16 protein-coding genes are annotated in these 12165 nt (G+C 50.4%); 5 read left to right on the top strand and 11 right to left on the bottom strand.

From position 1 onward, the window contains the following. Positions 1-879: 879 nt before the first annotated feature. Complete coding sequence (locus tag EDM55_RS28020; protein ID WP_122961926.1) at positions 880-1188, bottom strand: hypothetical protein; 309 nt, start codon at positions 1186-1188, stop codon at positions 880-882. A 97-nt stretch (positions 1189-1285) separates the two neighbouring features. Next, positions 1286-1510, bottom strand: coding sequence for a transcriptional regulator (locus EDM55_RS28015; protein WP_122961925.1), 225 nt, complete (start codon positions 1508-1510; stop codon positions 1286-1288). Between the two features lie 172 nt (positions 1511-1682). Between EDM55_RS28015 and EDM55_RS28010 the strand changes: the two genes are divergently transcribed. From EDM55_RS28010 to EDM55_RS27995, 4 genes are all read left to right on the top strand, one after another. Then, complete coding sequence (locus tag EDM55_RS28010; protein WP_122961924.1) at positions 1683-1871, top strand: hypothetical protein; 189 nt, start codon at positions 1683-1685, stop codon at positions 1869-1871. Between the two features lie 307 nt (positions 1872-2178). Beyond that, positions 2179-2625, top strand: a complete 447-nt coding sequence (locus EDM55_RS28005) for a hypothetical protein (protein ID WP_122961923.1) — start codon at positions 2179-2181, stop codon at positions 2623-2625. Beyond that, entirely contained in the window at positions 2622-2906 is a 285-nt protein-coding gene (locus tag EDM55_RS28000; RefSeq protein WP_122961922.1) for a hypothetical protein, read from the top strand. The genes EDM55_RS28005 and EDM55_RS28000 overlap by 4 nt, the downstream gene beginning before the upstream one ends. Further along, positions 2903-5584 (top strand): hypothetical protein, encoded by a 2682-nt coding sequence (locus EDM55_RS27995; protein WP_122961921.1) that lies wholly within the window; start codon positions 2903-2905, stop codon positions 5582-5584. The genes EDM55_RS28000 and EDM55_RS27995 overlap by 4 nt, the downstream gene beginning before the upstream one ends. 19 nt (positions 5585-5603) lie before the next feature. Here the strand turns inward: EDM55_RS27995 and EDM55_RS30675 are convergent, their stop codons facing one another. The 3 genes from EDM55_RS30675 to EDM55_RS27980 all read right to left on the bottom strand — a co-directional run bounded on the left by EDM55_RS30675 (position 5604) and on the right by EDM55_RS27980 (position 7176). Next, the gene (locus EDM55_RS30675) at positions 5604-5933 is read right to left on the bottom strand and encodes a DUF898 family protein (protein WP_218033732.1); all 330 of its coding nucleotides are present in this window, start codon (positions 5931-5933) and stop codon (positions 5604-5606) included. Positions 5934-6010: 77 nt separating this feature from the next. After that, the gene (locus EDM55_RS27985; protein WP_122961920.1) at positions 6011-6391 is read right to left on the bottom strand and encodes a YhjD family protein; all 381 of its coding nucleotides are present in this window, start codon (positions 6389-6391) and stop codon (positions 6011-6013) included. Beyond that, positions 6388-7176, bottom strand: coding sequence for a helix-turn-helix domain-containing protein (locus tag EDM55_RS27980; RefSeq protein ID WP_141296367.1), 789 nt, complete (start codon positions 7174-7176; stop codon positions 6388-6390). The genes EDM55_RS27985 and EDM55_RS27980 overlap by 4 nt, the downstream gene beginning before the upstream one ends. Positions 7177-7455: 279 nt before the next feature. On the opposite strand from EDM55_RS27980, the gene EDM55_RS27975 reads away from it, so the two are divergent. Further along, complete coding sequence (locus tag EDM55_RS27975; RefSeq protein ID WP_122961918.1) at positions 7456-8487, top strand: tyrosine-type recombinase/integrase; 1032 nt, start codon at positions 7456-7458, stop codon at positions 8485-8487. Between the two features lie 48 nt (positions 8488-8535). Here the strand turns inward: EDM55_RS27975 and EDM55_RS31345 are convergent, their stop codons facing one another. From EDM55_RS31345 to EDM55_RS30515, 6 genes are all read right to left on the bottom strand, one after another. Then, positions 8536-10038, bottom strand: a complete 1503-nt coding sequence (locus tag EDM55_RS31345) for a glycoside hydrolase domain-containing protein (RefSeq protein ID WP_122961917.1) — start codon at positions 10036-10038, stop codon at positions 8536-8538. Continuing rightward, complete coding sequence (locus EDM55_RS27965) at positions 10028-10324, bottom strand: phage holin family protein (protein ID WP_122961916.1); 297 nt, start codon at positions 10322-10324, stop codon at positions 10028-10030. The genes EDM55_RS31345 and EDM55_RS27965 overlap by 11 nt, the downstream gene beginning before the upstream one ends. Further along, on the bottom strand, positions 10321-10638 hold the full coding sequence (locus EDM55_RS27960; protein ID WP_122961915.1) for a hypothetical protein: 318 nt from the start codon (positions 10636-10638) through the stop codon (positions 10321-10323). The genes EDM55_RS27965 and EDM55_RS27960 overlap by 4 nt, the downstream gene beginning before the upstream one ends. 82 nt (positions 10639-10720) lie before the next feature. Continuing rightward, on the bottom strand, positions 10721-10858 hold the full coding sequence (locus tag EDM55_RS27955; RefSeq protein WP_122961914.1) for an XkdX family protein: 138 nt from the start codon (positions 10856-10858) through the stop codon (positions 10721-10723). Continuing rightward, entirely contained in the window at positions 10858-11073 is a 216-nt protein-coding gene (locus EDM55_RS27950; RefSeq protein WP_246071209.1) for an XkdW family protein, read from the bottom strand. The genes EDM55_RS27955 and EDM55_RS27950 overlap by 1 nt, the downstream gene beginning before the upstream one ends. After that, the coding region (locus EDM55_RS30515; protein ID WP_221175505.1) for an Ig-like domain-containing protein at positions 11070-12165 on the bottom strand (1096 nt) is incomplete at its 5' end. The genes EDM55_RS27950 and EDM55_RS30515, both read right to left, overlap by 4 nt.

Genomic DNA, 12165 nt, shown 5'->3' with positions numbered 1-12165 from the left:
TTTTATGGTGCGAAAGTTGAGGCATTAACAAATTTGCTGAAGGTATTTTTCCTTCACCGAATATCTCTCCCAAAACAAATACTAGAAAAATACATGCTCATCTACCTTAGCGAAAACTCCGAGAACTCCATACTATGGTATAATTTTCTATCAACAAAGCTCATTCGCCCTCAAAAACTCCATTATTGATAGGTGACCAGCTCAATGATAAAACAAATCCTCGTTAAATTACCTTTGGTATATAAACTTAGAGTCCTTCAGCTTCGCGTAAAGAGAACGAGCAGCAATTTTTTCGTGAATTTTGCAAAAGAGCGCTCCGTTGACCAGCTTCTACATGTGATCAAACGTCATCAATCTACCAGTTGGAAGAAAAAAATCATCAATTTCATCATATCGAAGGAAAGAACTTCCGAGAGAATGAGATATGGCGAAGAGTCATCGATAAACGAACTGGGAAAATCACACATCGAGAGCTCATGATTCACAACTATTCTGAAGTAAAATATGACCTGCCTCATTAAACAAGCCCTTCTCGGACAAAAAATCCGCAGGAGGGCTTTACTTGCGTGCAATAAAAAATAAAAAATACGTGTCCGAGCGACTTAGGCATGGGAGCGTCAAAGTCACTACAGACACGTATTTACATGTTACGAAGCCCGGAAACCCTTGTGGCGCAAGGGTTAACCGATACTTCCCTCCATTTCGACTATGTTTATATGAAACCAAAACACAAAACCGCATAAGATCAGCAATTACAGCACTTAACGCACCTATGTTTTTGATCACTTTTCCCAATAATTAAAAGAAATTGGTATCATGACTGGTATCAATCTATACTGAACAATCCCCCTGGTTATCGCCAGGGGGATTCTGTGTTTCTTATCGGTTTGCCCATTCCATATATGAGATCATTTGCCCAGAGTAAAGGCTTGATTCCTTGACATACATCTTACTTGGTTCCCCTATCTGTGGTGATAAAAAAGCCAATAAGCTGTTGATGTGTCTCTTGGCCCCATTACCCACGGATATCTTTAAAATCCTCCTATCCGTAAAAGAGACACCATATGTAACACCCGTTTTTTCGTCCACTAAGCTGGCTACCGCTTTCGGTTCTTTAAATGCAATTGCAATAGCAGCAACAATTCTGTCGTTAATGTCGCCCGGATTCATCTTTTTCAAAGGTCTCAATTTGTCTCGCCTCCACTCGTTAATCGAACATTAGTTCCTATCGGAAGCATATACGAACACTATACGAACACGCAATATGAAATTTTTTTAAAATGACTCACATTGGCCAAAAGTCCTCTTGCTTCAAATTCTTATCGATCTTACGCAGCGCCTGAATAATCTTCTGCATTGTGGACCCAGACGGCAAAGGCTCATCTTTTGATGCAAGTTGGCTGATGGTCTTTTTATTTAGTTTCGTTTCTTCAACGAGCCATTGTTGAGGTATTTCTTTAGTATCCAGATATTTCCCCAATCGGCTCCTTTGTTTACCAAGTCCGAACATTCACGTCACCTCGGTAACAGGATGGACAGACTGAAGAAAACATAAACTCGTCTGTGGAGAAAAAAGTGTAATTTTGGACAATCCCTGCCGCATCAGATAGTAACACATCACCACACTGTTCCACATAACGCCACACAGCGTGGTTCAACACAATACAAGGAGGTGACACGTCATGGGTGAAAAACGGAAGCCAGTTGTCTTTAATACAGAGGACCTTTTGGAGAAGGAGATGCACGCCATCGCAAAAACCATCAACTTCTCTGGATGGGCAAAAGGCAAATTGATGTCGATGGCGCTCTCTCGCCTGGCTCAACGCGGAGTGGATATTGAACCGTTCAAAAGTCGAAGATACGGGAGCTAGCCGGTCCAGAAAACAAAAAAACCGCCAAATCTGGCGGTGGGTAGACTCTGGCAATGGAGCTGTTGCGTTACTCGCGTGTACGCATGCGTTACTCACAGCGTATGCATTGGGGTGCTGCTTTATGCCTGTTCGCTGAACCTGTCGAAAAATTATCCTCCAAATACAGCTGGAGCTCCCCAAATCATCATCCCAATACCAATTCCAATTTTGATAAGAGCTGCTACTGGCATTTCGCCACACTCCTTTCGTGTATTCTCCCCCAGCATTCCCGACTCACTGAAGATTTATCCATGAGGAGGAGATCGAGATGGTAAAGGTAATACGCATCAACGGGAACACCATTCAGGACTTGTGCGGCACACAGCTGCCGCCAATAGACGAGAAGACTGCCCGCCGCTTAGATCGCGCTATCGCTCACCTGAAACGGAATAAGAAAGCGTATCTGGCTGTCTGCTACGCCATGGCGATCGCGCTTCTTCCTCATACAGCCTTTGCAGCGAATGGCATAGGCGGCGGTATCCGTCTGCTGAAACTGGTGCAGCAGGGAGCCTTTTGGGGCGGCATCATCGTGACAATCTGGGGAATCGTCGAAGCCTGGCTGGATTGGCCAGACTGGAAGGGCCGGGTCCTCAAAGGAATCATCGGGTACGTTTTGATCCTACTGGTACCACTCCTCTTCCTTGAGTTGGATGCGAGTCTGGGCGTAGACGTTTGGACAGAGTTGGAACAAAGAACGGGGGCGGTCGGAAAATGATGGTCAAGATCAGCGGAAACCCGATCGAGTCAATCAGCAGCGCAGCCGACAAGGTCAATCAGGCAGCCGACGCCTGGGACGTATTCGTCTACTGGATCAATCCCGTTCATTGGTGGGACGCCGCAGGCGCTTACATCGTAAGCCCGGACGCATTTTTCGCAGTTGCGATCGCGACCTGCCTACTGATTGGACTATGGGCGCTGGGTGCGGAGTGGCCGAAGAAAGCGATATTCTGGGGCAACATCGTATTTTGGATTCTACGAGGGGCGGTGTTTTCATGATCGTAAAGATTGGCGGAAGGGTCATCTTTGAACGCAAGGAAGTAGACTACGCTGTTTACGAGATTACGACAACCTCCAGCGTCCGCAACAACCAGGCATATGTCTTGGGAAAGGTAATCGCTAGTTTCTACAGAAAGCCCAGCGAACGACGCAGTTGGTTCCACGACGGTCAACTTCTGACTGAGACCAGCCCCTACCGTTGCAACTTCCGCATCATCATGCGTCCGAATGACATTGCTTTTTATCTGCTGCTGCCCAAGGAGAAGGCTGGGGAATTCCTGCGCAAGGCAGAAGCGATTTATGACAGTGGGATCACGATCCAAGAGGTAAAGGAACCGCTGCCTAAGCTGGCGCCTGAAAAGACCTTTTGTACCGAGCTGCATTATCGGAAGCATGATATTTTCAGTCTGGCGACCGATCGGGACAATAACTACCCTTTGCCATCGCTACTGACCGCCGTCCGCACTTTAGAGGGAGACGACATTGCGGTATTCGACGCTATGTTCGAACCAACAGACCCGCTCGTATGGTTTAAGGAAGCCAAGCAAGCCCACAATCTCCTCGATAAGGGCTACGTCCCGAATGCCAGCTGGGGCAACAAGATACTGCGCACGATCCATGCTGGCTTCGAGAAAGCTCGTTTCGAGTTATTATCCATGACCCGGATTACCGAAAAGCAAAAGGTCCGTCTTGAAGAATATCGCAAAGAGCAAGGTAGCTACCAGGAGGCTGCCCGCATAATAGCCGAAATGACACCCGCGACACGGCGCAAGCAGGGTGATGACGTTCTGAAAGCCTGGCTTCGGATCGCTGTCCAATCAGAGGACCACGCCCGCCGCCGCGATACAGCCTACACTCTGGCGAACTCATGGAAGGACCTGACCGCCGACAATGAGTTGGAGCGCGCCGATGTTCCTGCCAAATGGACCGCACAGTACCTGGACGCGATCGAGACGAGGAAGGGCTATTCGATCCGATTCAAGCCGCTGCGCGTAAGCTGTGAGGAAGCCGGGAAGTTTATGCAGCTACCAGGTCGCGGTCTGCTCGAGGAATTCCCGCAGGTCCGAAACCGCAGCCACAAGGAAGTCCAGCTGCCGGAAGAATTGACGGTCGAGGGCGACGGTATGAAGCATGTCCGCATTGGCTGGGTGACGACCAGGGGTGTCCGGCAGCTTGCTCGCATTCCTCTTACAGGCTGGGCGGCTATGTCAACGAAGGCGGTCTATGACGCCCTTTGTACGACGACCTTTGCTCAGGGCAAGCAGGGCAGCGGCAAGTCAGAAGGCTTCGGGACTGTCTGGGCATATGACATGGTCATGGCTGGCTTCACAGCTATTCTGATTGACACAGCAGACGGGCAGGTACTGCGTAACTTCGTGAATTGCCTGCCAGCCGATTATCCGGATGAAAAGTTGCACCTTCTGAACCTAGATAACAAGGCTAGACCAATGCCACTCGGATGGGACGACGTATACGGGCGCACCTTTGCAACAGCAGGTGGAGACGAAGAACTGGCCGCCTTGGAGATCAGCGAACGCCTGACCGCCCGTTTCGTCGGCTTTATCAACGGCCTATCCAAGACGGGCGAGTTTTCCGACCGGATGCAGCAGTACGTCATATCCTGCATGCGGGCGATTACGACCCGGAAGGGCTGGTCTTTTCTCGATCTGGAACTTGCCCTGACGTCGCCCGCATATCGCCAGGAGCTACTTGGTAGAGCAGAAGTACAAACGCATCCAGATGTTGTACGCGACCTCCTCCACCTGCAGGAGAAGGCAGCAAGCGGAAGTGTAAACGCAATTATCGACCCGATCCTGTCCCGCGTGAAGACCCTATCGTCTACGCCCTTCCTAGCGAACCTGTTCTTGCAGGCACCGAAGCTGAATGAAGACGGGAAGCCTATCTTTGACCTGCGCCGAATCATGGATAACCCAGAAGGCGGATACGGCCATGTCGTCTGCATCCAAGCATCATTTGACGCATGGCAGGAGTATCAGGGTGTAATTTTGAGCTTTTTCGATGACAAGATCAATTTTAATATTTACAGCCGGATCGACAGCGATCAGGCGAACCGTAAGCCGTGCCTGAAATGGTGGGACGAAGCGCATAAGGTAATTGACTATATTGAGGATCGAGCAAGTGAAACGGCTGTAGAGTTTCGGAAATATCGCGTGAAACAACTGTATACAAACCATTCCATTGATCAGATGGGCGCAGCTGCTCAGGCTCTGCTGGACGGCGGCGCCCAAATCACCAGCTACAAGACGGAACGTTTGAGCGAGTTGTCACGCTTTGCCCATGCGCTTAAGCCCTACGATGACGCGAAGGTGCTGTATGATGCCCTGCCAGATAAGCATCGGGCCGTAAACAAGGTACGCCTTCCATCCGGTGCCGACTGCCCAGCCTTTATAGCCGACATGGTACCGCCGCCACCAGAGGTCAAAGACCGCCGCTACGCTTGGCAACAGAGTGCTGAGCGCTACGGACGCCCATGGAAAGAAGTGCGGGACACCATTCAATCAAAGCGCTCACACTATGCCGCGCTAGATAATGATTGGTATGCTGCTAAATCAGAAGAAGCACAGGCAGCTGCTGCCGAGGAAGCCGCGCGCAAAGCACAGGCCCGCGCAGAAGCCAGGCTGGCAGCCAAGGAATGCGATAAACCCGCCTCTGCTTAATGCGGAGACGGGTTTCCTATTATGCAAACGTCGTATGCTTAACTTTCCACTTCTTGATGGTCTTTGACGCAAAAAGATAATAAATGCCAATGGTGATGATGCCCAGCAACCAAATCTTAATCCACATCCCGAAAAGTCCAGATGCAGTACCGGTAAATTGCAACCGCCTGCCCTCGATGACCGTATGTTGTGTGTCCCATTTGATTAGCATCACAACTGCTATTGGATAGCAGAATCCTAAAGTTGCTACTGTAAGTAATGTGGCCATAATTTTCACCATAATGCTATCAAACGTTCCACCATCAAAATACGATTCTTCTCTCAATGAAATGCTTGCAGTATTTTCCACAGTATCCCTCCTTTCGTCACAATTCAACAGTTCTACATTTGGGACATATTTCCTGCTTACATTAAAAAAGCCGCCTCCTATTCTCGGGGCGGCTCTCCTTGTTTCTGTTCAATCATCAATGCCATCAGTTCATCTATTTTTTTCTGCGCCTCTGCCTGGAGCTCCCTCTCTCTAATACGGAAGATGTCCGTGTTACCGCGATGAGACCAGACGACAAATACCTCTCCACGATCGACTTTCTCTTTGACAAACCGGATGCCATTTGTACGCAGCTCTTTCGCAGCCTCCTGTTCTTTCGCATATGCCTGGCTCCCAAGTTGTCGGAGCACCCAACCAGCGAACAAGGGGAAGCGCAAACTATCCGCAGCCTCCAGTTTGGGTAGATCCTGCTTCATGTATTCGACTACGTGGTGCCAGTATAGCCACTCCAGCATAATTTCTTCTGGGCTCCGGCTCATAGATCCACCTCATCAGCCGACACAGGCTGTTGCCAAGATGCCAACGCCATCTCCACGCGCACACCATGCTTATCTCTGACAGTTTTCAGAAACCGCTTAAATAAAGGGCTGCTCTTGTCTACCTGAATTTCCTTTTGGATTTTTCCCGATATTTCGTACAGGTAAACGGAATACATCTCCCGATAGGTATACACCTTGGCCTCGTATTTCTTAGACTGGAATTGGAAACGAACTGTAAACAAAAGGATTGGCCCCTCATCAACAGCTGCCGGCTTCGTTTGAACACCGTACTTTTCCGGATCGGCCAGTTTCTTTTTCAAAATGTCTATCTCCTGCTCCGCAGCGATTAGCATGTTTGTCTTTTCGCGGCCTCGTTTAAGAGCCTCGTCGTATTTGCGTTTCCAATCGACCGACGGTGCTTTCTTCTGTTCATCAAGCTTATCGATCGCATTGTGCAGATCGGCCGAAAGAACCTTTTCACGATCGTTTGCCCTTTGCAGCTCTTCGCGCAGATGGTCAATCTCCGCCCGCATGCGGTTCAACTCCAGGGTGAGAGATTTGATCTCTGCTTCATACTCATTTGCAGAGCGTTTTGGGCTTCGAGCTTCCTTCCATGATTCGATGAAGCGGTTTAATGCTTGCTCAGTTACCCTATACCCGTCCTTTCGTTTTTTGGGTGGTTCTGCATCTATCCGGCCTTCCTTTAACCAGCGCTGTACCATCTGCTTGCTGCTGGTTATCCCCTCTTCTGTCAGCCTTTCAACAACCTCTTGAACGGTAAACATACGAATCACCCCGACCAAGTATCTATACTTCCTTAGTCAAGATTATACATTTACTCCATTTCCAATTCAAGTATATTTACTCATATAGGTAAATTTACTTATTGTAATGAATTTGGTATGTTTATATAATAAAGACAAGATTTACCCAATAAAAAGGCAAAAGCCGTCCCGTCCTGGCAGACAAGTAAACGGCTTTTGCGCGACCAGGCAGAGCCTGATAACTACATATTAACACATTAGGCCCTGTCCTGGAATCTACATTCCGGGGAGGAAACTATCATGAGTAACGTTTTGAGTGTTGTCAGAACAAACGCCAATGACCTCTACATCCGTGAATTCTTGCTTTTCATGCGCTCTGATCGCGGCGCGCGGCCTAAAACCTTATCGGGATATGAAACCGATCTGAAACGGTTTGCCGCTCACTTCAAGACCCGTGACCTCTTGGAACTCCGACAGCAGGACATCCGCGAATATAAATTCAGTCTCGTAGATGCTGGTTTGGCTCCGCGCACGGTAAACAGAGCCATTTCTGTGATCCGCTCGTTTTACGAATACTTCATTGACAATGACGACTATGACATCGCAAAGAATCCGGCTAAAAACATACAAGGAATGAAGGTTCCACGAACAATTCCGATAACCTTGGGAGAGCAGCAGGCCAAGACGCTGCTGGACGGCATCATGCTGACCGGCAAGCACGCGGTGCGAGACTACGCAATCTTTGCCACGTTCCTGTACACGGGGCTGCGTGTGAGTGAGTTGATCAATCTCAAAACCTACGATATAAATTTTGAGGAAAGCTATATCCATGTGCGCGACGGAAAGGGCGGGAAGGACAGGGTGATCCCGATGATCCCCCAACTGGCCTGCGCCCTGCAGCTCTACTTGCAAACAGGGGTTGTTTATGATGAGGTGAGAAATAACGAGCACCGGTCCGGAATCAGCCGGTATAAGTGCGGGAGGAAATACTTCGTTTGCGGCGAGGATGACCAAACGCTTTTTCTTACGCAGTTTGGCACGCCGTACAGTAGGAAAGGGATCGATTGGATGTTCAAGGGATACACGCAGCGCCTTGGCATCTACAAGGAAGGCCTGAGCCTGCATGCGCTTCGGCGCAGCTGCCTGACATTTCTCCACAAACAGGGGGTTGACCTCTTCATCTTGAAGGAGATTTCCGGTCACGCCCGCGTGCAGACTCTGGAGCATTACCTGGCGATCGACAACAGCAAGGTACTCGATGCCATGAAGCAGCACCCGCTCTCCCGTCATCAGATTGACCATGGGCTCGTAAATTTAGTGCGAGCTCGATAAACAAAAAAGGCCCTCCAGTGGATCGCTCCGCCAGAGGGCCGTTGTCGTTTACAAGTATTGTTTGAGCCAGTCTGCCACAACAGAATGAGCTACGTTGATCGCTTCACAACCGGGCACTCGTTGCCATGCGCTGCCGATCTTGGCATTGACCATTGTTTCTTGGATGATTACACCGGACAGCTCACCGAATTGATTGACAGCAGCTCCCCCGCTGTCTCCTGGGTTACCATCGATTGAACAGTCGAATTCCCATGGTGTCGGCGGGCTGGAGGTAGAGATAGAAACGCGATCCACTGTGCCGCGCTTTACCTTTCCAAACGTATCCCCGTGTACGACAGACAGCAGGTCTTGTCCAGCTATTACAGCTTCAGGTGATAGTGGTAGCGATGGTAGGATGTTCTGCAGCTTTGTATCTGTCACCCTGTACAAGGCCACGTCAACATTAACAAGCTTTCCGTCAGGTCCTTTAAAGCCCGGGTGAACGCCCACCAGGCCGGCCGCAACGGTGCCATTTTCTTTCGTACGGACCGTTATCACATCGATGCCGTTCCCCACATGCTTGGCCGTCAAAACGTAACCACCCGGGAGCAGTGTGCCGGATCCGCGCCCAGCTGTCCCGAAGGTAACTTGCACCGAGGCCAGCGCGGTACGCCTCTCCACCTCCGCCCAGTCGAGGATGGTAGGTGGCTTCGGCTTCGGAGTCGGTACCGGTTCAGAATCCGGCTTTGGATCTGGAGTTGGTACCGGTTTAGGCTGCTGTTCCTGTGGCACCGTCTCGCCTTTGCGAAGACGATTGAGCATCGCGAACAACATCCATTGTGGCACAGGCTCGTCCAAACTGGCAGTATGATCAGATGTCAGGAGCCCAGCCGCCAGCAACTCATCATGGTCAGCACGCTTCCATTCCGGTATTTCTGTCGGCTTAGCGGCGGGCTTGTCCACAGGTTTTTCCACCGCCTGTGGGCGAGTATCCCACCAGCCCTCTCCGCCGTATGATTCATTGAAATCAACTGTGTGCCCTGCAATCGTCTGGCCGTTCTTGTACTGATAGATGTTCGCGCGAGGCGACTTCTTGCCCCCACTCCATGCGTATGTCTGCCAAAAGTGTTGGGCTGCACCGCGCTTTGCCATCTCTTCAATCACGTCATATTCCGCATACACGCCGATTTCGTAGCCCGGAATCTTCGTCGCAGCTGCGCGCAAATAGGCTTCGATTGCAGTGTAATCAGTCGCTTTCGTGTCGAAGTCCACAGCAAAATAAATGGCGCTGCCGATCGGTTGCCCGATGAGCTGCGCCTCTTTGTATGCTTCCACTCCATCCTCTAGCCCAGCTGCAGCTCCTCCAGCCGGACGATTAGCAGTCGTCTCAAAAACGGAGACTACCTTCATGCCTGCTGCGGTAATAAGCCCTGCCTCCGCTTTAGTCAGTCGTTTCCAAGCCAGACGCTCCGGTACCATGTAACGTGCCACGAATTTATAGCCTGCTGCTGCCATCGCCTTTGCCTTTTCCGCTGTAAGGGGGACGGCGCAATCGATTCCTTTAGTTGCCATCTTGGTCACTCTCCCGTTTGTCTGTCGTCTGCTTCCATAGCTGATGCGTCAAGTTGGCGATGCCCGCAGCCAAGATTCCCTGCACCACGTTCACTACACTGAATGACCCTAGCATGCCGCATGCCATAACGATCCCGACGAGAGTCAGCGCCCAAGGAATCATCCAGTCCGCCACTTTGGGCGTTCTCTTCAAAAAGTAGCCGATGAACAGAAGCACGACTACCACGATAAGGGCTTTATCCGCCATGTATTGCTTTGCTAGTACCAGCAAATCTGTTTCACTCAATGTGTTCCCCCACCTTTCAGGAAGTTCAAGACAATTGCAACCAGGGCGAGTGCTGTACCTACCAGCCATTTTTTGTCGTCCTTGCCGCCCTTCTTGTCTTCCTCAATTTTCTTTTCCAATGCTTCAATCTGCTTAGACATATCGTCCAAACGTTTGTGCGCAGCCTTTGTACTCTGCAGGGCTTCGATGGCCATTTTCTCTGTCTGTTCTAATTTCCCTGACATACTGGATAGCTGCTTGATCTCCGTCTCGATCTTGCCGATTGCCACCAGAATCTCGGTAATCCCCTTTTGCAAATCTTTGATTTCGTCCACGGCTGGCCGCCCTCCTCACCCCCCCTCGGGGCAAACATGAAAAGGGAGCCGCAACAGCAGCCCCCCAAATAAAAATCACCGACTAGAATTCCTGGCCGGTGATTTGTTCGAACTCTTCCGGGGTGATGTCCCCAAAAGGATTCGATTCTGTTTTTACCGCTAAACGGAGCTGGTCGATTGTGACCCACTTAGACTTATAAGCAATGTTCCAGAATGCCATCAGTTACCACCTCCTTTCAATTGAATGATGTCAAGCTTAAGCATTACTACCTCTTGGCCAAGAGCTTGGATCAGGGCGTCCTTCTGCATGCCCTTGATCTTTTCCATGGCAAGCTCTTGCCCTAAAGCACCCAGCGACATTCTTTCCAGCTCGATGGCTTCTCGCTCCTGTTGGGCCTCACTGCACGGCCGCTCATTCGAAAACTGTACATTCAATCAAAAGCACCTCCTACGCCCCTAAAGTAAACCGGAGCGATTGCTGTTCCTTTCTCAATCACAAACCGGAAGTTGATGCCCCACTGTTCAGCTGTCTTCGTGGTGTTTGAGAACAGGTGAGCCCGGTTCAGCTTCACCTCGACCGTGGCATCTTCCCAGGTAGGCTCCTCGTCGTATGCATTGTTGCAAACCTCTACCAACAGAATAACGCCTGGAGGCAGGTCCCAGACAGGGGTGAGGAGCAGGCGCTGCGCCGCCACGTCCGTTGTAAACTTGGTCTTGATCTCCTCTGCAAGCGTGCTGAAATCCATGCCACTGAAGATGATCTTGTCCACGAAGCGAGTCAGGGTGTACGCCCGGCTGGAGGTCATACCCTGGTTGTCGGTGGCTTCGATCGTAAGTGTATGGGGCACTCCAGGCTCAAGGCGTAGCCAAGTATCCAATGGAATCGTGACTGTCTCTTGGCGACCAGCTACACCCGCAAATGAGCGGATGATGGAACCGTTGATCTTCTCAGTGACCGTAAACGCGTTGGTTTCAGGATCCGTTACCGTGTAATTGATGGACGGAGCTTCCTCAATTATGCCAAGATCTCGATTGGTATCACTGATCGTCGGTGGGCGGTTCCAGATAACACGGAATTTGCGGGTAACCTCTGCGCTCTTCGCGCCCTGATCATCCTCAGACCAGACGGTGAGGGTGTGGTCCGTGTTCTCTGCCAGATCAACTCCAGAGACATCCGTGGCACCGTCCCAGACACGCTTGTTGCTGTATTTCAATGTTTTGGCAAAAGAAAGAGGGCTACTGCCATCCGAAACCCCGGATGCGAGTGCCCTCGCTGTGCCATTATTGATTTTGTACTTCACGGTCATCACGTTGCCACTGTCCGAATCAGACGCATTCCCTTCAACCGCGTAACTGTTTCCTTCCGCTAATGTTTGATTATCCGCAGGGTTCGTGAGTGTGAGCGTTGGCGGGTTGTTGACGTTTGGTTCGAGGAACATGACGCCAGAATAGCCGTTGTATGTACCCGGCGCTGTTGTCGTCAAGTCCGTCGTTGTCTGCGTCCTGTTCAAATGCAGATATTTGTAA

Origin of the sequence: Brevibacillus centrosporus (assembly GCF_003710815.1) — a bacterium.
GTDB lineage: Bacteria > Bacillota > Bacilli > Brevibacillales > Brevibacillaceae > Brevibacillus > Brevibacillus centrosporus.
Note: the sequence above shows the minus strand (reverse complement) of the source record. Positions and strands in the feature narration are given on the sequence as shown.

What these genes read in the sequence shown, in the direction of transcription:
- EDM55_RS31345 (WP_122961917.1), bottom strand. Translation starts at nt 10,038, where the DNA reads ATGGCAACTAAAGGAATCGATTGCGCCGTCCCCCTTACAGCGGAAAAG.
- EDM55_RS28005 (WP_122961923.1), top strand. Translation starts at nt 2,179, where the DNA reads ATGGTAAAGGTAATACGCATCAACGGGAACACCATTCAGGACTTGTGC.
- EDM55_RS27995 (WP_122961921.1), top strand. Translation starts at nt 2,903, where the DNA reads ATGATCGTAAAGATTGGCGGAAGGGTCATCTTTGAACGCAAGGAAGTA.
- EDM55_RS27975 (WP_122961918.1), top strand. Translation starts at nt 7,456, where the DNA reads ATGAGTAACGTTTTGAGTGTTGTCAGAACAAACGCCAATGACCTCTAC.
- EDM55_RS28015 (WP_122961925.1), bottom strand. Translation starts at nt 1,510, where the DNA reads ATGTTCGGACTTGGTAAACAAAGGAGCCGATTGGGGAAATATCTGGAT.
- EDM55_RS28010 (WP_122961924.1), top strand. Translation starts at nt 1,683, where the DNA reads ATGGGTGAAAAACGGAAGCCAGTTGTCTTTAATACAGAGGACCTTTTG.
- EDM55_RS27985 (WP_122961920.1), bottom strand. Translation starts at nt 6,391, where the DNA reads ATGAGCCGGAGCCCAGAAGAAATTATGCTGGAGTGGCTATACTGGCAC.
- EDM55_RS27980 (WP_141296367.1), bottom strand. Translation starts at nt 7,176, where the DNA reads ATGTTTACCGTTCAAGAGGTTGTTGAAAGGCTGACAGAAGAGGGGATA.
- EDM55_RS27955 (WP_122961914.1), bottom strand. Translation starts at nt 10,858, where the DNA reads ATGGCATTCTGGAACATTGCTTATAAGTCTAAGTGGGTCACAATCGAC.
- EDM55_RS28000 (WP_122961922.1), top strand. Translation starts at nt 2,622, where the DNA reads ATGATGGTCAAGATCAGCGGAAACCCGATCGAGTCAATCAGCAGCGCA.